Here is a 21,934-nt window from a genome sequence, read left to right on the forward strand (position 1 = left end):
CTCTAACTTTTAGGGGTCACATCAAGTCCGCCTCTTTTTTCGTTATTCATTTGTTTCTTCACTTAACCCTGCAGGGCTGTTTTGCAGTCCCTCAAGTTCATCCAAAGTCAATTCCCGATAGGTACCAAGTTCAAGACTCTCATCGAGTTCCAAACTTCCCATTGAAACTCGTTTAAGATAGGTTACTCGTTTCCCAACTGCCTCGAACATCCGCTTCACTTGGTGAAACTTGCCTTCCATAATGGAGATTTCAATTTCAGAAGTTTCTCCTGATTTTAGAATTTGCAGCACAGCCGGCTTTGTTAGATAACCATCGTCAAACGTGACTCCGTTACGAAATGCCTCAATGTCTTCTTCCGTCACCATTCCCTCAATGACTGCGAAGTAAATTTTTGGTACGTGTTTTTTTGGCGAAAGGAGTTTATGCGTCAGCTTCCCATCATTTGTAATTAGGAGCAAGCCCTCTGTATCCTTATCAAGTCTTCCAACGGGGAAGGGCTCATAGGCAGCATGCTCAGGACTTAGAAGATCAATAACCGTTTCTTGAAAATTGTCTTCTGTCGCCGAAATTACTCCAGGCGGCTTATTCATCATTAAATAGATGAATTCCTTATACTCAACTAACTCACCGTGTACCGTGACGCGGTCTTGAATCGGATTGACATGCGCTTTTGCATCTTTAACTGCATGCTCATTTACCAATACTGCACCTGTCTTTAACATTTTCTTCACTTCTTTACGGGTTCCATAGCCTATATTAGCAAGCAGCTTATCTATCCTCATCTATTTTTCCCTCCAGTTATCCATCTCTTCGATGCCTTATAGGCCTAACTTTTGTTTCAACCGATCAATGCGGCTGCCTAGTAAGCGATGAGCTAATTTACTCTTTAATGATAACAGTGCATAAACTAAACCGCCAAAGACCGCACTAATGACTGTAATGATAATGGCTTGAAAGGTTTTTTTCTCATCTAGGAATAGACCTAATAATCCTTCGAGACCCCATACGATTAAGGCCATAACCCCAGCAAAGACAAACATTAAAACAGTCCTCTTAATCACCAGTCTATAGCTGTATCCTGTAAAGTATCGAATGAAATACAAATTCATAATACAGGCTGCTAAATAACCAAGTGTGGTTGCATATACGGCACCTTCCGCACCAAACATTTCAATAAAGGGAATATTCACTGATAGTTTAATTAAGAATCCTGTCAGTAAGCTGAGCACGGTGAATTTTTGTTGATTAATTCCCTGTAATACTGCTGCAGATACTGAAAATAGGGCAAATAAAATCGATGTAGGCGCATATGTCGCCAGGATACTTGAACCGAGCGGACTATACGAATAAAAAGCCGTATAAATAGGACTAGCTAAAATGGACATTCCGACTACCGCTGGAATGGTCACAAATAAAAGAATTTGGAACGCTTGATCCAGATGATGACGGAACTCTTTATTATCTCTGCTCACATACGCTTTAGTCACCGATGGCAGCAAGGCCATAGAAAAAGCTGTTGCCAAGGTCATTGGAATGACCACAAGCTTTTGTGCATTAAAGTTAAGTATCCCAAAAGCCTTGTCCGCAATATCACCAAGTCCTGCTGCTACCATCGCTCGGCTAAAGGTTAGAATATCAGCCAGCTGGAAGAGTGACATGGCAATCCCTACAAATATGAATGGAATCGATGATACGAAAATTTCTTTATAAATTTGCGGCAAGGAAATATCCATCGTTCCTTTATCTCTCGACAAAAGGTCTTGTAAATATGGTTTTTGCTTTTTCCAATACCAAAGTAATACAAGTAGACCGCCTATCGCACCAATTGCAGCAGCAAATGTTGCCACGCTAACCGCTGTAACTAGATCGCCGTCCAATACTTTGATAACGACAAATGCACCGGTTAGTAGAAAGACAATCCGGACCAGCTGTTCAACGACCTGTGAGTAGGCTGTCGGCTCCATGAATTGATGGCCTTGAAAATAACCACGGATAATACTCATAAACGGAATGAAAATTAATGCAAAACTGACCGCTCGAATAACCGAGCTGATATCGCTTGCTGAAAAACCTTCCTTATTTCCTTCCGCAATATAGTCTGCAAACAATGGTGCCATTGAATACATGACCAAAAAAGCTAGAAAGCCTGTAACAGCCATCAGCTTCAGACTGGATTTAAATAATTTTTGACTAACTGCATATTCTTCCAAAGCATTATACTTTGAAACCGTTTTGGAGACGGCAAGCGGCATACCAGCCGTCGCTAAACTAATGAAAATCGTATAGGGAATATAAGCATAGGAATAAAGGCCAGCGCCCTTTTCACCTAGTAGTGCGTCGAATGGAATAACATATAATAATCCAAGAACCTTTGATAAAACCGAACCGAGCGTTAATATAAACGCGCCCTTTAATAACTTAGATGACATCTTAATCCCTTCCTGCCTATGTCAGTTACGTACAATCTCTTTATCTTACCATAATTCATTCCGATAACATCACTTAAACCATGACCAATAATTTTTTTTATGGATTGATATACCTTAAGCATTTTAACAAACATTCCACATCCCTCACAAGACAAAGCTTTTGTACTTTTTTTACAAGTGAACCAGCTATGCTTTATAATAGAGGAACTGAAAAAAGAAACTGGTGATATGAATGAATGAAAATGTAATTATAATTGGCGGCGGTCCATCTGGTTTGATGGCAGCGATCGCAGCAGGTGAACAAGGAGTAAAGGTACTGCTCATTGATAAAGGGGAAAAGCTAGGAAGAAAACTAGCCATTTCCGGCGGCGGCCGCTGTAATGTAACGAATCGGCTGACCATTGATGAAATTATTAAGCACATTCCCGGGAACGGACGATTTCTATACAGTGCCTTTTCCGAATTTAACAACGAAGACATTATTGCGTTCTTTGAAAATCTCGGGGTTGAATTGAAAGAAGAAGATCACGGCCGAATGTTCCCTGTCAATAATAAAGCCCAAAGTGTCGTGGATGCTTTACTCGACAGGCTGAAAGAATTAAACGTGACTATTTATAAAAACTCGCCTGTACAGGACGTGTTATATGAAAATGGAAGAACGTCTGGTGTCTTACTAAAAAACGGTCAAACATTTACTGCAGATGCTGTCGTTATAGCCGTTGGCGGGAAATCCGTCCCACAAACGGGATCAACCGGAGATGGTTATGCATGGGCTGAAAAAGCAGGTCATACCATTACTGAGCTGTTTCCTACAGAGGTTCCCTTACTTAGTCACGAACATTTTATTAAAAGTAAGGAATTACAAGGGTTATCACTTAGAGACGTATCATTAAGTGTGTTGAACCCAAAAGGCAAGGCACTTATTTCACATAAAATGGATATGATTTTCACCCATTTTGGTGTTTCAGGTCCTGCCGTATTAAGATGCAGTCAATTTGTTGTCAAAGCACTGAAGAAATTCAAAACACCTACGATCACCATGAAGCTGGATGTACTGCCTGAGAGGAATCAAGAAGATATTTTTCAAGAAGTCATGAAGAGTATTAAAACGGACCCAAAAAAGGCAATTAAAAACACCCTTAAAGGTCTTCTTCCAGAACGCTATCTTCACTTCTTACTAGAGAAAAGCGGAATTGATCTACAAGAGCAAGGTACCGTGATTGCACACGATAAAATCCGTCGCTTCGCTGAGCTTTGCAAAGACTTTCAATTTACCGTGTATGGCACACAACCGCTAGAAAAAGCGTTCGTCACTGGCGGCGGGGTTTCTATTAAGGAAATCCACCCAAAAGAAATGGCCTCAAAAGTAATGGACGGCCTCTATTTCTGTGGTGAGATTTTAGACATTCATGGGTATACAGGTGGATACAATATTACTTCTGCTCTTGTTACCGGAAAACTAGCCGGACAAAATGCAGCGATTTACAGCAAAAGTTTATGATTTAAGAAAAAAATAAGAAGCAGTGCATCCATGGGTGCACTGCTTCTTATTTTTCATAAATAATCATTGCGCTGAAGCAATAAATTTGGTTATCATCATCTTCGCCAGAGGTTGCGATATTGTACTTGATATCCACAATCTCACGGTTATGAATATGTTTAAGAAACATATTCATTTCATGCTCAAGATCTTTCTCATGTTCATAATCAAAAAGCTTCACTTGAATCATGGCTCTCCCCTGCCTTTTTTAAACAGCGTGTCCAGATTCGTATCTTTATATACAAGATTTAAAAGACAATTTCTCCAGTCCAATGACTCATACCGCCAACCATATTGACCGTTTTATATCCCCGTTCCTGCAAGTAATAGCAGACATTCTGACTCCGTCCACCTGAATGACATACAAAGACATATTCTTTTTCTTTATCAAATTGGTCTAGGTTTCCAGGGATATCGTTCATCCGGATATGCTTGGCACCTTCAATCATTCCATTTTCCACTTCATCATCTTCACGTACATCAATTATTTCTAACTCTTCTCCTGCTTCCACTTTTGCTTCCAGATCTTTAGGGGTTATTTCTTTAATTGCTTCCATTTCTGCACCTCTATTCATATATTTCCCTTTTATTAGAAAGAAGCTCCCTGGGGGAGCTTCTACTACTTAATTAGCAACGATATTGACTAGTTTCCCTGGGACCGCAATTACCTTACGAATCGTTTTCCCATCGATTTGTTCTTTAATGATATGATCACCCATTGCAATTTCTTCTAACTTTTCCTTTGGTGTATCCGTTGGAACCATTAATTTGACCTTCATTTTACCGTTAATTTGAATAACGATTTCGACTTCATCATCCATAAGTTTCGCTTCGTCGTAAGCAGGCCATGTTTCATAAGTAATCGTGTCTGTGTGGCCTAGTTTCTCCCAAAGCTCTTCAGCAATATGAGGTGCAACAGGTGAAAGCAATTTAACAAAGCCTTCAATAAATACTTTCGGCATCACTTCTGCTTTATATGCCTCGTTTATGAAGACCATTAATTGTGAAATAGCCGTATTAAATTTAAGCTCTTCAAAATTCTCGGTCACTTTCTTAACTGTTTGATGGTAGATTTTTTCAAGCTGAGCCAAATCATCAGTCTCAACAATATTACCAGCAATGTTACCATTCTCATCTGTCAACAAACGCCAAATACGGTCAAGGAATCTGCGTGAGCCGTCAAGTCCATTATTGGACCAAGCAATTGATGCATCAAGTGGCCCCATGAACATTTCGTACATGCGAAGCGTATCTGCTCCATGGCTCTCAACAATATCATCAGGGTTTACAACATTCCCTTTTGATTTACTCATTTTTTCGTTATTTTCGCCCAAAATCATTCCTTGATTGAAAAGATTTTGGAATGGCTCTTTAGTTGACACCACACCGATATCAAATAAGAATTTATGCCAGAAGCGTGCGTAAAGTAAATGAAGCACTGCATGCTCTGCTCCGCCTATATATATATCGACTGGAAGCCATTCTTTTAATTTCTCAGGATCGGCCAATACTTGATCATTATTCGGATCAATGTAACGTAAGTAGTACCAGCTGCTGCCAGCCCAGTTTGGCATTGTATTGGTTTCGCGACGGCCTTTACGTCCATTTTCATCAACAACATTTACCCATTCGCTTATCTTAGCAAGTGGTGACTCCCCTGTGCCCGATGGTTTGATGTCATTTGATTTAGGAAGTAACAACGGAAGCTCTTCTTCTTTAAGTGCTTCAATCGAGCCATCTTCCCAATGGATGATTGGAATTGGCTCACCCCAATAGCGTTGACGACTGAACAACCAATCACGCAAACGGAAGGTAACTTTCTTCGTTCCAATTTCTTTTTCCTTTAACCATTTAATCATGGCTGATATACCATCTTCTTTGTTCAATCCATCTAAGAAGTCAGAGTTTACATGCAATCCATCGCCCGTATAAGCTTCAGTTGTTACATCTCCGCCAGCTACAACTTCCTTAATTGGCAAATTGAATTTGACTGCAAATTCATAATCACGCTCATCATGAGCAGGGACTGCCATGATAGCACCCGTTCCATAACTGATTAACACATAATCAGCTATCCAAATCGGCATTTTTTCACCATTAACTGGGTTAATTGCATAAGCCCCAGTGAATACACCTGATTTGTCTTTAGCTAAATCGGTTCTTTCTAAATCACTCTTATGTTTCACTTGATCTAAATAAGCTTGAACAGCCTCGTTCTGAGCAGCTGTTGTGATTTTATCAACAAATGGGTGCTCTGGTGCCAATACCGCATATGTTGCACCAAATAGTGTATCTGGACGTGTTGTGAATACAGTAAATGTCTCATCATGTCCTTCAATACCAAATGTAACTTCTGCACCCTCTGAACGGCCGATCCAATTCCGCTGCATATCTTTGATATTCTCAGGCCAATCTACATCATCCAAATCATCAATCAAACGATCCGCATAAGCCGTAATTCGAAGCATCCACTGCTTCATTGGACGTCGTTCAACCGGATGACCTCCTCGTTCACTTTTTCCATCAATTACTTCTTCATTAGCAAGAACGGTTCCTAACGCTGGGCACCAATTCACTGCCACTTCATCAACATATGCTAAGCCTTTTTCATATAATTTAATAAAGATCCATTGGGTCCATTTAAAATAACTTGGATCAGTTGTATCAATTTCACGATCCCAATCATATGAAAAGCCCAATGCCTTAATTTGACGGCGGAACGTATTAATATTATGCTCTGTAAATTCTGCTGGATCATTCCCAGTATCCAGCGCATACTGCTCAGCTGGAAGACCAAATGCGTCCCAGCCGATTGGGTGGAGCACATTACAGCCTTGCATCCTTTTTACCCGTGCTAAAATATCACTCGCTGTGTATCCTTCAGGATGACCAACATGAAGCCCGGCACCTGATGGGAAAGGGAACATATCAAGCGCATAAAATTTCCGCTTGCCGCTTTCTTCACCCGTTTTAAACGTTTTATTTTCTTCCCAAAACTTCTGCCATTTCTTTTCAATCGAAATATGATCAAAACTCATTTTGTTTTCCTCCTATACCAATATGGAATTACAATAAAAAAACCCCTCATCCCTGTAAAAGGGACGAGAGGATTATGTATATCTTCCCGCGGTACCACCCAGATTGGCGACTATATTCGTCACCCCGCTCAAACATCCGTAACGTGGACCCTACGCCGAGTACTACTACACTTCATACCCGTAACTCCAAGGCGAGTTCGCGATCACTCCTGATTGGCTTGCACCTTCCGCCAACTCTCTAAACAGGTTCTAATCGGTACTACTCCTTATCATAGCCAATTTGAATATTTAATTATATAGGTATTTTAGTAAATAATCTCGATAAAAGCAAGTACTGCTATGAATCATTTTGGTCATGTTTTCCTTTATATATGCAGAAAAGACTAAAAAGTTTCATTGTATATAACATTATAGCATTAATACCCAGATAGACTTGCACGGTGAAAGAGTATTTTCGTCTCTCCTGTGCAAACCAAAAGTTAATTTTGTGTGCAATGGAAGCCCATATCGGTCCAATCAAGGGATCAAAAAAGGTTGTCGAGAAGTTTCTCGACAACCTTTCTGCAAAGTTAATGATCTAGTCTTACCATATTGTATTGCATTTGCTGAAGCTGCATTCTCATACGATACAGCTGTTCTCTTTGTTGGTCGTTCGCACTGCCCAAAAGTTTTTCTAGATCATTCATTGCTTCCTGCAGAGTCGCTTGTGATTGCACATATGTCTCGTCTCCGTAATGCTCCTGCCTAGATCCGTCCTGATACTGATCCTGAGCATAACTAAGAGCATTTTCACATTGCTGTATGCACATGCCGATTGATTGCCTTGTAGCCATAGTAGCATCCGCTCCTCTTCCGATCATTTGATGGGGTGACCATCTTTTATATTTTCGGCAGAATGACGCTGGATTATCTACTCCAAGAAAAACCATTCTATGTTGGATGCCTAATTACCCTTGCTGACCATACCCGCCTTGACCGTACCCACCTTGGCCATATCCACCATGATAGCCATGACCATACCCGCCCTGGCCGTAACCATGACCGTATCCATGCCCGTATCCGCCATGACCATGGCCATATCCACCATGATGTCCGTACCCATAGCCTCCGCCGTATGGCTGTTGACCATAACCTCCGTATTGGGGCTGGCCATATCCATACATATTGTATGGATATCCGTATCCTCCCATTCCTGGATTAAACACTTGCCCTCCAAACCCATAAGGCGCAACAAACTGACGATCAATATTTAAAAATTCAGGATTCTCAGGATAATAATTATTATTTTGCATGAGTAATTCCTCCTCTTTTTTTAGGTAACTCCTCACTCGTAATGTTATATGCCTAATAATCAAATGACGTGCAAATACAAAAAGTAAAATGAATTGGACATAATGATGACATCTTGCGGAAAGGGTTCAGTGAAAAAGACTCGCTGAAAGAGCAGCCGGAGAAAAGAGGGACATAAAACAAAGATGGGTAAACTGAAACCAGAATATATGGTCTTCTCTGAGGGCGCATTATATGGTGTACAAGCTGTAAAACAGCAAAAAAATATTGACCCTTCATCTAGTCAGCATTCACATTGCTGACTTTTTCTTCTCCCATAAAGCCCCCCTTCTTCTGTTTAAAAAGTTGTATAATAATAATTACCGATTATTCACCTTTTAAGGAGGTTACTGATTTGCATCAGATAAACCCGTTCAAATATGCATCAGACGAAAAACGCTACCACACCTGGAACTATCATTTACGTCAAGAATTCGGTCACAAAGTGTTTAAGGTTGCTCTCGATGGCGGCTTTGACTGTCCAAATCGTGACGGCACCGTCGCTCACGGCGGATGTACATTCTGTAGTGCAGCTGGATCAGGTGACTTTGCTGGCAGCAGAGTCGAACCGTTGGATGTCCAATTTAAAGAAATTAGTGAAAAAATGCATCATAAATGGAAAGATGGTAAATACATGGCCTATTTCCAAGCATTCACGAATACACACGCACCCGTAGAAGTACTTCGGGAAAAATACGAAGGCGTTCTCCAGGAAGAAAATGTTGTCGGTTTATCTATTGGTACCCGGCCAGATTGTTTACCTGATGATGTGGTGGAGTATTTGGCCGAGCTCAACGAACGGACGTATCTTATTGTGGAGCTTGGACTGCAAACCGTGCATGAGAAAACGGCTCGGATGATCAATCGTGCTCACGACTTTGCCTGCTACAAAGAAGGTGTTGAAAAATTACGAAAGCATGGCATACGTGTATGTTCTCATATTATTAACGGCCTACCACAGGAATCTTATGAAATGATGATGGATACAGCACGTGAAGTTGCCAAACTCGATGTTCAAGGAATCAAGATTCATCTACTGCATCTTCTAAAAGGAACACCGATGGTCAAACAATACGAAAAAGGATTACTTGAATTTCTTACCTTTGAAGACTATATCTCGCTAGTTTGTGATCAACTGGAAATTCTTCCTCCTGAGATGATTATCCACCGCATAACAGGGGACGGTCCAATTGAATTAATGGTTGGACCTATGTGGAGCGTTAACAAATGGGAAGTATTGAATGCTATCGATGCAGAATTAAAGAAGCGTGACAGCTATCAGGGGAAATTATACATAACGGAGGTTCCACTTAAATGAAACTAGAAAAGATCTTACCATTTGCCAGTCGTTTATTAAAAGACTCCTTAACTCATGGAGATATCGCCGTTGATGGAACAGTCGGAAATGGATTTGATACCGTTTTTCTTGCGGATTTGGTTGGTGAGGAAGGGCATGTTTATGGGTTTGACATTCAGCAAGCTGCGATTGATCAAACGGAGAAAAAGCTAGCATCCGAGAAGGTAACCGAACGATGCACATTATTTACTGCTGGACATGAACAAGTGACCTATCGTATTCCCGAGAAACACCATGGTCAAATAAAAGCTGCCATTTTTAATCTTGGTTATCTTCCTGGCGGCGATAAATCAATTATTACACATTTTGAAACGACTATTTCCAGTGTAGAACAGCTCCTTGATATTATGGCACCAGGCGGAATGATCGTCCTCGTTATTTACCATGGTCATCCTGGAGGAGCTGAGGAACGCGACCATTTACTCGAATATGCTGCCGCATTATCTCAGCATCGGGCACACGTCTTGCAATACCAGTTTATAAATCAAGTAAACGATCCCCCATTTATCCTTGCTATAGAAAAAATATAGATTAAAAAGAAGCTGCCGAAATACCGGCAGCTTCTTTTCATTGAACTACATATCCTAGCGTCTTCAGGCGGGTTTCGACAAAACTGAGCGCATATGTGAATACATCGTTTCTTTCTGGTTCATTAAAGATTTCATGATATAGTCCGTGCCATTCTTTGAATTGCTTTTCGCTGCATTGATTATAATTAAACCATTCTCTAACAGGGCGCTTGTCAACTACCTTATCATCGCCGCCCTGCATTAATAGCATTGGAACATCCTGAAATTCAGGAATATCCTCAAAGGCCTCCTTAATTGCGCCCAGCAGTTCACGATACCAGCGAACCGAAACCTTCGTAACATATAAGGAATCGTTTAGATCTTCTTCTTGGATTTCTAAATTTCTCGTAACAAGTTCAGGTTTGAGACCCGCATCAATTCTTAATTTAGGCAACGCGATATTTAATCCTAGTGAAGCCGCGCCAAGTAGCTTAGGCGGCTGTGTTACCAGTCCTAAACATGGTGAAGAAAGGATGACGCCGGCTATTTCTAGTTCATCTTCTTGTAAAAGTCTAATAGCAATCAAGCCGCCCATGCTGTGTCCCAGCAGGAAGACTGGAAGGGCATATTCATATGCCTCCTCAATCCAGGTCCTGACCTCATTTAAGTACTGGTCAAATGAATTAATATGTCCTCGATAGGCTCTTGTTGTCATTCCTTGGCCTGGAAGGTCCCCCATAATAACATGATACCCAGCAGAGCGCCACATTTGTGACAGCCATTTATATCGGCCGTGATGTTCCATTGCTCCATGTACCATAACAATTACAGCTTTCGGGCTTCCTTCAGCCTCCCATTTCCACATATGATGTCCCCCCTATCATTTCAAGGTGTATTTTTTTCCAAATAGATTTTCGTCCTTTATAATACAAATAATACATAAAAAATGTCGATTTCGGAAAGGATTTGTTTTAAATATGCCAGTGTACCCATATAAAAACAAAATACCTCAAATTGCTGAAAGCGTTTATCTTGCTGAGAATACGATAATAACAGGTGATGTTACCATTGATGCTGAATCAACCATTTGGTTCAATTCCGTCATTCGAGGGGATGTTGCTCCAACTATTATCGGAAAAAAAGTTAACATTCAGGATAATAGTATTTTACACCAAAGCCCTAATAATCCACTGATTATTGAAGATGAAGTGACTATTGGACATCAAGTTATTCTTCATAGCTGTAAAGTTAGGAAAGGTGCACTTGTTGGAATGGGCTCAATCATTCTTGATAAAGCTGAAATCGGTGAGGGTGCATTTATCGGAGCCGGCAGTTTAGTCCCTCAAGGAAAAGTGATTCCACCTAACACATTGGCCTTCGGAAGACCGGCTAAAGTCATCCGGGAGCTGACGGAAGAGGACAAACGTGACATGGAGCGCATCGTAAACGAATATGCCGAAAAGGGCCAATATTATAAACACACTGCTCCACTAGAATAAGATATGAATTCCTTACCTGCTAAGAGCTTGATTGTTATAGTATTGATTCAGAAAAGCAGATAATGCAAAAAAAGAAATCTTACCAAGGTAAGATTTCTTTTTTTTGTTTATGCTTTTGCTTGTTCTTTTAAAGAAGCTGCCTTGTCTGTACGTTCCCAAGGAAGATCTACATCTGTACGGCCAAAATGTCCATACGCTGCAGTTTGTTTATAAATCGGTTTACGAAGATCGAGCATTTTAATAATTCCAGCAGGACGAAGATCAAAGTTCGCACTGACTAAGTCCACTAAAATATCTTCATCCACTTTTCCTGTACCGAATGTATCAACAGCGATTGATACCGGCTTAGCTACACCAATAGCGTAAGCAAGCTGTACTTCTACTTTATCAGCCAGACCCGCTGCCACTAAATTCTTCGCTACATAGCGCGCAGCATACGCAGCTGAACGGTCCACTTTTGTCGGATCTTTACCAGAAAATGCACCGCCGCCATGACGAGCATACCCACCGTAAGTATCAACAATAATTTTCCGACCTGTCAGACCTGCATCACCTTGTGGTCCTCCAATTACGAAACGGCCAGTTGGATTAATGAAATATTTTGTTTCAGCATCAATTAACTCGCTAGGCACTACCACATTAATGACATGTTCTTTTAAATCGCGTTGAATTTGTTCCAATGTAACATCAGGACTATGTTGAGTCGAAATAACAATGGTATCTACACGGACAGGCTTGTTATTTTCATCATACTCAATTGTTACCTGAGTTTTTCCATCTGGACGAAGGTAATCTAACGTTCCATTTTTACGGACTTCTGACAGACGACGAGAAAGCTTATGAGCCAATGAAATAGGCAGCGGCATAAGTTCTTCTGTTTCGTTACAAGCAAACCCAAACATCAATCCCTGATCTCCAGCACCAATTGCATTAATTTGATCATCAGTCATTTGGCCTTCACGAGATTCAAGAGCTTCATCGACTCCAGCAGCAATATCTGCTGACTGTTCATCAATTGAACTTAATACAGCACATGTTTCAGCATCAAAACCATATTTTGCGCGTGTGTATCCAATACCAGCAATTGTATCACGTACGATTCTTGGAATATCTACATAGGTAGAAGTAGTAATTTCACCAGCAACTAAAACTAAACCAGTTGTAACAGATGTTTCACATGCAACACGTGCATTTGCATCCTTAGCTAGGATAGCATCCAGAATTGAATCTGAAATCTGATCACAAATTTTATCCGGATGTCCTTCTGTCACAGACTCAGAAGTAAATAAACGACGTTTCTTTGACATTCTTTTGCCTCCTCAAATGTTCTCAGGCTAAGAAAATGAATGGCAGCCATTCACATTATCTTTTCCCATTTTGTTAGACGAAACTCATTCCCAGTTGGTATTATATAATAGAAGCAGAAAGGTTGATGCGAATCATTCATAGTAAAAAAAGAATGATTAAACGCATAAAAACCCTTCCTAGTTTTTGAGGAAAGGTTTGTTGTCTCGAATTGATCCTTTCACTCTTATCGTTCAAGGGTTTTTTTACCTTGCTCAGGTTAGCACCAACACTAAAATGATTTTGAAAATAAACAATTGCTGATAAAAGCAATTTATTGTTTTATCAAAATCAAACATTCTAGCAGGTTGCTGGGTTTCATTGGGCCTGGCCCTCCACCATCTCGGGATAAGAGAATCCGTACAATTTAAAATCATAACGTAATTCTACAAATTCTGTCAATACTTATTTCACATTCAGTAGAAAAAAACTTCTATTTCCACTATCCTCACATTATGTCATAGTACAGAGAAAAAATGGAGTAATACGCTCATATACCCTGTAGATCCTTTCACTAAATTTTGCCGAATTCAAACCAATTCCTCTCAGTAAATACACGAAACGAAACAAATAGTATAGACTATTAAAATCAATGTGTTATACTATTTATAAATTGATTATAAATTCAAAAAAAGGAAGGTATCTCCTATATGAATACGCTTGATATCTCAAATGAGTTACACCAATTATTATCCGGTAACAACATACATGTGCAGCTTTCTGTACCTCAATTAGTGGAAAAAGTATTAAGCCGCAATGAAGGGCAGCTCACGTCAACAGGAGCTGTAAAAGCTGAAACCGGAAAATACACAGGACGTTCTCCTAAGGATAAATATATAGTAGATGAAAAAGCGGTTCATGAAAAGATTGATTGGGGGACTGTAAACCAACCGATTTCTAGTGAAGTATTCGCAAAGTTATACGATAAAGTCCTGCAATATTTAAAACAAAAAGATGAAGTATTTGTTTTCAAAGGCTTTGCAGGTGCCGATAAACAACATCAATTACCCATTCAAATCATTAACGAATACGCTTGGCATAATCTGTTTGCCCATCAATTATTTATTCGGCCAAATGAAGAAGACCTTCAAGATCATTTATCAGAATTTACGGTCATATCAGCACCAAACTTTAAAGCCGATCCAGCCGTAGATGGTACACAGTCTGAAACGTTTATTATTATTTCTTTTGAACGCAGGACGGTATTAATCGGCGGTACTGAATACGCAGGAGAAATGAAAAAGTCCATTTTTTCAGTTATGAACTTTCTTCTTCCTGAAAAAGGGATTCTTCCAATGCATTGTTCAGCCAATGTCGGCCGAGAAGGCGATGTCGCATTATTCTTTGGTCTATCAGGAACTGGAAAGACCACATTATCTGCAGACTCTAACCGAAAATTAATTGGTGATGATGAGCATGGCTGGTCTTCAAACGGCGTATTCAATATTGAAGGCGGCTGCTATGCAAAATGCATCAATCTGTCTCGTGAGAAAGAACCTCAAATCTTCGATGCCATTCGTTTTGGTGCCGTTCTAGAGAATGTAGTTCTTAACCCGGATACCCGTATTGCGGATTATGACAGCAGTGCCTTGACGGAAAATACACGCGCTGCCTACCAAATACAATCGATTGATAATATTGTTGATCCAAGTGTGGCAGGTCACCCAACAACAATTATCTACCTAACTGCTGATGCATCAGGCGTATTGCCTCCAATCAGTAAACTAACGAAAGAACAAGCCATGTTCCATTTCTTAAGCGGCTATACGAGTAAATTAGCTGGAACGGAGAGAGGTATCACTTCGCCTGAAGCTACGTTCTCCACTTGCTTTGGTTCCCCATTCCTGCCGCTTCCTGCAGTCCGCTATGCAGAAATGCTAGGCGAAAAAATTGATGAGCACAGTGCAAAAGTATTCCTCGTCAATACAGGTTGGACTGGCGGCGAGTACGGCGTCGGCAGCCGAATGAAGCTTGCTTATACAAGAGCCATGGTACAGGCAGCACTAGAAGGGGAATTAACCAACGTCGAAACCATCAAGGACGAAGTATTTGGCTTTGACATTCCACTACATGTGCCCGGCGTTCCAGACGAAGTGCTCCAGCCTACACGAACATGGGAAGACAAAGATGCCTATAAAGCTAAAGCCATCGAACTAGCACAAAAATTCAATGAAAACTTCAAACAATTTTCAAATGTAGCCAGTACAATTAAAGATTTAGGCGGCCCATTAGTCAAATAAAAAAACGCTCTCCCAAAAGATCATTGATCTTGTGTGGAGAGCGTTTTTTATTACTCTGAATTTTTGATAATCCTTTGAATAACGAGCTTATGTTGGGAAGCCAGCTAGTTATTACATTCGGATTCGCATTAGAATTAAAGGGGGAACATTCGGCCCAACTCTCAATCATTTGGCTCGACGCCCTTTTGGATACAATCTGGACAACCCCGATTCTCCAGAAACGCTTTGATAAAATTACTACTTGGCTCTTAAAAAAGTGTATCTTTCTCTTATTCTGTCTAGATAACCGTAATTTCTCATGAATCTCTTCATTTGAAGCAGCCTGATTGGCAACAGATCCGCTAAATCCTTGTTCATTTGGCCTGAACTCTGTATGATTCGGCCCAAACTCCAAATCATTCGGCCCTTTCTGGCTTTGATTCGGCCCAAAACCAAGTTTATTCGGCCCTAATTCTTAATCATTCGGCCCGACGTCCTTTTAGATACACCTTTTGGACAACCCCGATCCGCCCAGAAACACCTTCAAAAAATTACAACTTGGCCCTTAAAAAAAGTGTATCTTTCACTTATTCTGTCTAGATAGCCAGGATTTCTCGTGAATCTTTCTTTTGAAGCAGCCCGATTGACATCAGATCTGCTAATTCCTCTTTCATTTGGCCTGAACTCTGCATGATTCGGCCCAAACTCCAAATTATTCGGCCCTTTCTGGCTTTGATTCGGCCCAAAACCAAGTTTATTCGTCCCTAACTCTCAATCATTCAGCCCGACGTCCTTTTGGATACACATTCTGGACAACCCCGATCCTCCCAGTAACGCCTTCATAAAATAACATCTTATCCCTAAAAAAAGTGTATCTTTCACTTATTCTGTCTAGATAACCAGGATTTTTCGTGAATCTCTTCATTTGAAGCAACCCGATTGGCATCAGATCCGCTAAATCCTCGTTTATTCGGCCCGCCCATCCAAAGATTCTATCTTATTAACTAACACAACAAAAAACAGTCTATCCTCCTAAGAGAATAGACTGTTTTAATCAATGTATTGATTAATGTACTAATGTGTAAAGAGCTTTGATATGAGCTAAATAACGTACATTACTTGCTTCCTTCATCAATGTTGCAGGAAGTCCTTTAAGTGATGTTCCGCTTGCACCAATTGATGCTACAGCGTCTTTACGGCCTAGGCTCGCAAGTGTACCTGAGTTAATTGGGCTGAATGTCTCGAACGATTTGCCTTCAAGGTATGCGTAAAGGTTGTACCCTACGTTTTCTCCCATTTGCCAAGCGATTTGTGCAGTCGGCGGATATGGGCGACCGTCTGGGCCAAAGAATACAGCACTGTCTCCAGCAATGAAAACATCGTTGTGTGATGTTGATTGAAGGAATTCATTAACTGTTGCACGTCCACGGTTCACTTCAAGACCTGATTGTCCTACAAGTGGATTTCCTTGTACGCCGCCAGTCCATACGAATGTATTCGCAACGATTTTTTGACCGTCTTTAAGGTCGATCACATTTCCTTCAACGCCTGTTACAGGAAGACCTGTTAGGAATGTTACGCCGCGTTTTTCAAGGCTGGTTGTTGCACGTTCAATTAAATGATCAGGAAGCATTGGCATAACCTTTGGACCTGCTTCAACAAGCATCAATTTAATTTCACTTGGATTAATTCCATGACGTTTAGCAAGTGCAGGCATTCTATCAGCGATTTCACCAACTAATTCGATTCCTGTTAGTCCGCCGCCGCCGATTAGGATAGCTGCATCAGCTGGATTTTTAGTTTTTGCATAAGCTGCAATACGTTCTTCAATATGTTGATTGATGAAGTTTGCATCTTTAGCAGATTTTAGAACTAAGCTATTTTCTTCAAGACCAGGGATCCCGAAGTAAGCTGTTGTGCTGCCAAGAGCAACGACAAGAGCATCATATGTTAATGTAGATCCGTCATTAAGTTTCACTTCTTTAGTATCCGCTGAGAATGTTTCAACTTTAGCAATCTTAAGTTTAACATCTTTCCCGCGAAGAAGTTTTTCTAACGGCATAGCGATTGCTTGTTCAGCAATACTTCCTGCTGCTAAACGGTGTAATTCAGTAATAATTTGGTGTGTTGGGTATTGGTTTACTACTGTAACTTTTGCTTCATCAGCTGTTAAATATTTGCGAACAGTTAAAGCTGCTAGTAATCCGCCATAACCTGCTCCTAAGATGACTATTTTCTTTGACATAGTGTATCCTCCGTCCTAACTGTAGAAATGTAATAGAACTTATTTTTTGTTATTATTTTCGGCATTAACTTGTAGAAAAGCATTCATGAAACGGAACATTTTTTGAGCTTGTGGATCTTTCATCATTTTCATTAGACCAAAAAGGCCGATTGATTCCGTACTATTTTCAGCGCGTTCTTTTGCTTCAAGTGTAGTTGCTGCAACATTTTTCAATGAACCTACCACCGGTCCTGCAATTTCAGTAATAGCTCCTACAGTATCGCTTTTAAGAACTTCATCAGTAGATATTGCTTGAACAAAGTCATAAGACTTCGTCATAACAGTTACCAATTCCGTTAATTTTGGAAGTTGTTCAACTAGAGCCGTCAAAGACTCCTGAACTTCTGGATTAAGTAGTTGATCTAAAATATCCAGTTTTTCTTGAGTTGAAGCCAATGCTGCTGCTTGTTCATTTGTTTGAGCGATTGATTCTGACATATCCATTCTCCTTTGCAATAAGCATAATGCTTTAATTCGGGAATTAGTGTGTTCCCTATTTCACATAAAAACTCTCAAAGCTGCAAGAGCTTAAAAAAGAGCATTATTATGACTCCCACAGCCTAAAATGTATTACTACATATTTGGGATTCAAACATATCCCCAAACCTAAATTTAGTTAATAGATAGAAAGTTTCTGTTAGGAGCCCGAACGACATTTTTTTAGATGACGGGTTCTGTAACTAGCAGCTTCCCCGAAAAAATAAGCTTGGTTTAAATAATACATATTATACTATTAAATATATCACAAAATTGTCATAAGTAGCTCGTCGATTTTTTTAAACGGTGTATTTTTTCCTATTTCAACCATATTAAACTATAAAACTATTCGATTGAAAGTGATTATATATATTATTTTCAATATCGTGAAATCCTTCACAAACATTCATTTATCAACTATTTTACTTTTAATTCTTGCAAAAAAGTTTAGTATCTCCAACTTTAAATTTGTAATCAATTCCCTGAAAAAATATTTTAAAAAAAGTGAGCGCTAAAGCCTAGCGCTCACCTCTTAACTATTTATACAGAAGGTAGTTTTTTCGGACATCCATAAAGTCTTTTAAACCATTTTTCCATTCTGCTTTCATTTGCTTTACTGTTTTTCCTTGTTCAATGCCTTGTCTGATTGAACCATTTCCAACCAAGTTATCAAAAAATGATATTCCGTTTGAACCAGGGGTCCTAAAGGCAAAGTCATTTGGATACATATCATGGACCGTTTTCACAATATGGAGCCCTGTTTCAAATGGTTTGTACGCATTACGATTCGTTACGTGAATTTGAATTCCATGAGAAAGAACATTTGCGTGCTTAGAGAAGCTTGGTGTAAAGGAAGCTGATCTAAACAGAACACCTGGAAGATCAAGCTTATTCAAGTTCTCTGCTAGTTCATCTCCATTAATAAATGGAGCGCCGATTAATTCAAAGGGCTTTGCTGTTCCTCTGCCCTCTGATAAATTTGTTCCTTCAATTAATGCTGCACCTGGGTAAACAGATGCAGTTTCGAGTGTCGGCATGTTTGGAGATGGCAAGACCCATTCAAGCGGCGTTTCATCATAATGCTGATATCGTTTCCAGCCTTCCATTTTTACCACTGTTAAATCAGCACCGATGTTAAACTCTTTATTAAAGAGTAAAGCAAGCTCCCCTACTGTCATCCCGTGGCGTACAGGAATAGGAAATTCTCCAACAAATGAAGAGTATTTATCTTCCAGTACGGGACCTTCTACTTCCTGACCGCCAAGCGGATTAGGCCGGTCCAGCACAATAATTTCTTTATTATTCTCTTTGGCTGCTTCCATAGCTAATGCCATTGTATAAATGTACGTGTAGAATCGACTTCCTACATCTTGAATATCAAATACGAGTACATCTACGTTTTCCAGCATTTCTGGTGTCGGCTTTTTCGTTACTCCATAGAGGCTATAAACTGGCAGTCCGGTTTTAGGATCTGTATAAAAGTCAACGTATTGTCCAGCCTGTGCACTTCCTCTTACCCCATGTTCAGGTCCGTATAAGGCTGTTACATTGATCTCCTTATGACTCGACATCAGATCCACAATACTTGTTAAATCCTGGTTTACACCAGTTGGATTTGTAATAATCCCCACACGTTTGTTTTTCAACGTTTTTATTTTATCCTGCAATAGGACATCAACCCCTAAACGGAACTTGGGCTGTTTATCGTGTTTATTCTTATCGGCGGTTGCCGATGAATAAACGGTCATGATGAGCAGTAAAGTCATTATACAAGCGAGCCATTTTTTCATCCTTTTCCCCTCCATCTCTAATAGTTTAAACCATGTCCAAACCCATAGAGAACATCACCACCACTGTTATAGATAGTAATTGGTAGTTTTCCTGTTGGATTGTTTTGGCCAAAAATAGTTGCAGCTGATGCTTCAAAACTAGCACGTCTAAATCCATATTGAACTAAGTAGGCGTCAACATTTGGATAAGCCATTACATCATATGGATTTCTGATTCCAATACCAATCACAGGAATTTGTCCTGATGTAAGCTGATTAGCAAGCTTCATCTGGTCGCTGTTTGGCGCCCGGCCGCTCACAGTTGAGGTCATTGTTCCTAAAATAATCGTTTTCGCATCTTGAATCCCAGCTAATTGCTCGTCAGTTAGTGGTTTTGTAGTGGAAATGACTTGAACATTTTGATGATATTTCTTAATCTCTGTTTCTAGCTCAGTAAGATACGTACTGCCAATGACAACGACCTTTTCTTTTTGAGTTGCTTTTAAAGGGAGTGCAGCTTCATTTTTCACTAATGTAATGGATTTTGCAGCTGCTTCTTTTTCTATTTGTTTATGTGTTGCCGAGCCTACGACTAATTGGGCATTTTTCACTTTTTCAGCGATATTCTTCTCTTCTTCAGCCTTAATAATTCCGCGGTTAACCTTAAGTGTTAGAATTCTTTTTACTGACTGATTAATGCGCTTTTCTGAGACTTCACCCGTTTTCACTGCACTGTAGAGTCCCTCAGCAGCATCTTTTAATCCAACAGGCATTAACACAATGTCCGTTCCTGCTTTTACCGTACGTATCGCAGCATCGACTGGACCGAAATGGCTGCTGATTGCTTGCATGTTCATTGCATCTGTAATAATGACTCCTTGGTAACCCATTTCTTCTCTCATTAAGCCCGTTAAAACTTTTTCAGAAAGAGTCGCAGGAATTGAAATCTCCGTTCCATCTTGTTTGGAAATCGCTTTGGTATTGTCAATTTTTGGGAACGTGACATGAGCAGTCATAATTGCATCAATGCCTGCATCCATAGCCTGCTGAAATGGATATAATTCGACTTTCTTAAGGCGTTCAAGATCATGGGGTACTTCAGGCAATCCTAAGTGAGAATCTACCGCCGTATCTCCGTGACCGGGGAAATGCTTAGCTGTGGCTGCGACACCCGTATCTTGAAGCCCTTTAATATAGGCTTTTCCCATATTGGCAACAAGCACTGGATCTTCTCCAAATGATCGTACTCCAATGACTGGGTTATCGGGATTATTATTCACATCTAATGACGGTGCTAAATTCATATTAATCCCCAGCGAATGTAATTCTTCACCTATCGCTGAAGACACCTTTCTTGTCAGTTCTTCAGACCTTGCAGCTCCAAGCGCCATATTGCCTGGCATATCGGTTCCTGATTGGAGTCGAGTAACAATGCCGCCTTCTTGATCAATCGTCATTAACAGCCCATACTTTTCAGCGGTTGCTTGATAATCATGTACAAGTTTAGTCGTCTGCTCAGTTGTCTCGACATTTTCTCTGAATAAAATAACTCCTCCAAGATGATAATCCTTAACAAGCTGTTTAATTTCTGGAAGCATTTGTGTCACATTCTGTCCGTTCCAAGTTCGGAAGTCAGGCATAAGCATCTGTCCGATTTTTTCCTTCACTGTCATTTTTGCTACAGCATTATCAATGATGTTGTATTTCCCCTTTTTATCCTTTGTTGGCGTGATAACTGCTCCTTTTTTTGAATTTCTGATCGTAATTTTGTCAGTTAAAACGCCATTCTTTACCGTAATAATGGTTGTACCACTGCGCCCAGACAGAGTCACTTTTCCTGCTTTCGATACAGAAGCGACTCGCTGGTTAGATGATCTCCATTCCAATTTTTTTTCTGCTTTCTCGAAATGTCCATCCTTATAGATACGGAGTGCATGGAGTTCAATTTTGTTATCTTTAAATTGCCCCTTTATCTGCGGAACATTTAAATCAATAATGAGTTTCGTTGAGCTATGTTTGGCCGGAGCCGCTTCAACATTGCTTCCTGAAACGCCTAAAACCTGTGTGACGGCCAGGCCTACTACTGCCATTGAAATAAGAAATAGCTTCATATACTTTTTCATATTTTTCCTCCTCTTG

Annotated in this window: 18 protein-coding genes, 1 riboswitch and 1 other annotated feature; of the genes, 5 read left to right on the forward strand and 13 right to left on the reverse strand. The window is 40.1% G+C overall.

Annotation, left to right across the window (positions count from 1 at the left end; translation table 11 throughout):
* Nucleotides 1-42: 42 nt before the first annotated feature.
* Together MHI18_RS08090 and MHI18_RS08095 are read right to left on the reverse strand one after the other, a co-directional pair.
* Nucleotides 43-783 carry a pseudouridine synthase gene (locus MHI18_RS08090; protein WP_340846877.1) on the reverse strand — a complete coding sequence of 247 codons (741 nt, stop codon included), beginning with the start codon at nt 781-783 and terminating at the stop codon, nt 43-45.
* 36 nt (nt 784-819) lie between these two features.
* Nucleotides 820-2,430, reverse strand: coding sequence for a putative polysaccharide biosynthesis protein (locus MHI18_RS08095; protein WP_340846878.1), 1,611 nt, complete (start codon nt 2,428-2,430; stop codon nt 820-822).
* A 232-nt stretch (nt 2,431-2,662) separates the two neighbouring features.
* On the opposite strand from MHI18_RS08095, the gene MHI18_RS08100 reads away from it, so the two are divergent.
* The gene (locus MHI18_RS08100) at nt 2,663-3,931 is read left to right on the forward strand and encodes a BaiN/RdsA family NAD(P)/FAD-dependent oxidoreductase (protein ID WP_340846879.1); all 1,269 of its coding nucleotides are present in this window, start codon (nt 2,663-2,665) and stop codon (nt 3,929-3,931) included.
* Nucleotides 3,932-3,977: 46 nt separating this feature from the next.
* On the opposite strand, the gene MHI18_RS08105 is transcribed toward MHI18_RS08100, so the two are convergent.
* The 5 genes from MHI18_RS08105 to MHI18_RS08125 form a co-directional block, all read right to left on the reverse strand.
* Nucleotides 3,978-4,160, reverse strand: coding sequence for a sporulation protein Cse60 (locus MHI18_RS08105; protein WP_340846880.1), 183 nt, complete (start codon nt 4,158-4,160; stop codon nt 3,978-3,980).
* 58 nt (nt 4,161-4,218) lie between these two features.
* On the reverse strand, nt 4,219-4,527 hold the full coding sequence (locus MHI18_RS08110) for a rhodanese-like domain-containing protein (protein WP_340847618.1): 309 nt from the start codon (nt 4,525-4,527) through the stop codon (nt 4,219-4,221).
* A 66-nt stretch (nt 4,528-4,593) separates the two neighbouring features.
* Entirely contained in the window at nt 4,594-7,008 is a 2,415-nt protein-coding gene (leuS, locus tag MHI18_RS08115; protein ID WP_340846881.1) for a leucine--tRNA ligase, read from the reverse strand.
* A 56-nt stretch (nt 7,009-7,064) separates the two neighbouring features.
* Nucleotides 7,065-7,290: a binding site (T-box leader), on the reverse strand.
* Between the two features lie 287 nt (nt 7,291-7,577).
* Nucleotides 7,578-7,841: a YtzC family protein gene (locus MHI18_RS08120; protein WP_340847620.1), complete on the reverse strand. Its 264-nt coding sequence runs from the start codon at nt 7,839-7,841 to the stop codon at nt 7,578-7,580.
* A gap of 114 nt (nt 7,842-7,955) precedes the next feature.
* Entirely contained in the window at nt 7,956-8,300 is a 345-nt protein-coding gene (locus MHI18_RS08125; protein WP_340846882.1) for a hypothetical protein, read from the reverse strand.
* A gap of 392 nt (nt 8,301-8,692) precedes the next feature.
* Here MHI18_RS08125 and MHI18_RS08130 point away from each other — a divergent pair, with 392 nt between their 5' ends.
* Nucleotides 8,693-9,655, forward strand: coding sequence for a TIGR01212 family radical SAM protein (locus MHI18_RS08130; RefSeq protein ID WP_340846883.1), 963 nt, complete (start codon nt 8,693-8,695; stop codon nt 9,653-9,655).
* Nucleotides 9,652-10,224, forward strand: a complete 573-nt coding sequence (locus MHI18_RS08135; RefSeq protein ID WP_340846884.1) for a tRNA (mnm(5)s(2)U34)-methyltransferase — start codon at nt 9,652-9,654, stop codon at nt 10,222-10,224. Before MHI18_RS08130 ends, MHI18_RS08135 begins: the two co-directional genes overlap by 4 nt.
* Before the next feature lie 37 nt (nt 10,225-10,261).
* On the opposite strand, the gene MHI18_RS08140 is transcribed toward MHI18_RS08135, so the two are convergent.
* Nucleotides 10,262-11,068 carry an alpha/beta hydrolase gene (locus tag MHI18_RS08140; protein WP_340846885.1) on the reverse strand — a complete coding sequence of 269 codons (807 nt, stop codon included), beginning with the start codon at nt 11,066-11,068 and terminating at the stop codon, nt 10,262-10,264.
* A gap of 112 nt (nt 11,069-11,180) precedes the next feature.
* Between MHI18_RS08140 and MHI18_RS08145 the strand changes: the two genes are divergently transcribed.
* Nucleotides 11,181-11,702, forward strand: a complete 522-nt coding sequence (locus MHI18_RS08145) for a gamma carbonic anhydrase (protein ID WP_340846886.1) — start codon at nt 11,181-11,183, stop codon at nt 11,700-11,702.
* A 107-nt stretch (nt 11,703-11,809) separates the two neighbouring features.
* Here the strand turns inward: MHI18_RS08145 and metK are convergent, their stop codons facing one another.
* Complete coding sequence (gene metK, locus MHI18_RS08150) at nt 11,810-13,009, reverse strand: methionine adenosyltransferase (protein WP_340846887.1); 1,200 nt, start codon at nt 13,007-13,009, stop codon at nt 11,810-11,812.
* Nucleotides 13,010-13,230: 221 nt separating this feature from the next.
* Nucleotides 13,231-13,401, reverse strand: a riboswitch (SAM riboswitch).
* Between the two features lie 295 nt (nt 13,402-13,696).
* On the opposite strand from metK, the gene pckA reads away from it, so the two are divergent.
* A complete protein-coding gene (pckA, locus tag MHI18_RS08155; protein ID WP_340846888.1) occupies nt 13,697-15,286 on the forward strand; it encodes a phosphoenolpyruvate carboxykinase (ATP) in 1,590 nt (529 codons plus the stop codon).
* A 1,045-nt stretch (nt 15,287-16,331) separates the two neighbouring features.
* Here the strand turns inward: pckA and MHI18_RS08160 are convergent.
* The 4 genes from MHI18_RS08160 to MHI18_RS08175 form a co-directional block, all read right to left on the reverse strand.
* Nucleotides 16,332-17,510 (reverse strand): NAD(P)/FAD-dependent oxidoreductase, encoded by a 1,179-nt coding sequence (locus MHI18_RS08160; protein WP_040374169.1) that lies wholly within the window; start codon nt 17,508-17,510, stop codon nt 16,332-16,334.
* 39 nt (nt 17,511-17,549) lie between these two features.
* Complete coding sequence (locus MHI18_RS08165) at nt 17,550-17,987, reverse strand: DUF1641 domain-containing protein (protein WP_340846889.1); 438 nt, start codon at nt 17,985-17,987, stop codon at nt 17,550-17,552.
* Nucleotides 17,988-18,562: 575 nt separating this feature from the next.
* On the reverse strand, nt 18,563-19,816 hold the full coding sequence (locus tag MHI18_RS08170; RefSeq protein WP_340846890.1) for an exo-beta-N-acetylmuramidase NamZ family protein: 1,254 nt from the start codon (nt 19,814-19,816) through the stop codon (nt 18,563-18,565).
* Between the two features lie 17 nt (nt 19,817-19,833).
* Nucleotides 19,834-21,918: a glycoside hydrolase family 3 protein gene (locus tag MHI18_RS08175; RefSeq protein ID WP_340846891.1), complete on the reverse strand. Its 2,085-nt coding sequence runs from the start codon at nt 21,916-21,918 to the stop codon at nt 19,834-19,836.
* Nucleotides 21,919-21,934 lie beyond the last annotated feature (16 nt).

The organism is Peribacillus sp. FSL H8-0477, assembly GCF_038002765.1.
GTDB lineage: Bacteria > Bacillota > Bacilli > Bacillales > DSM-1321 > Peribacillus.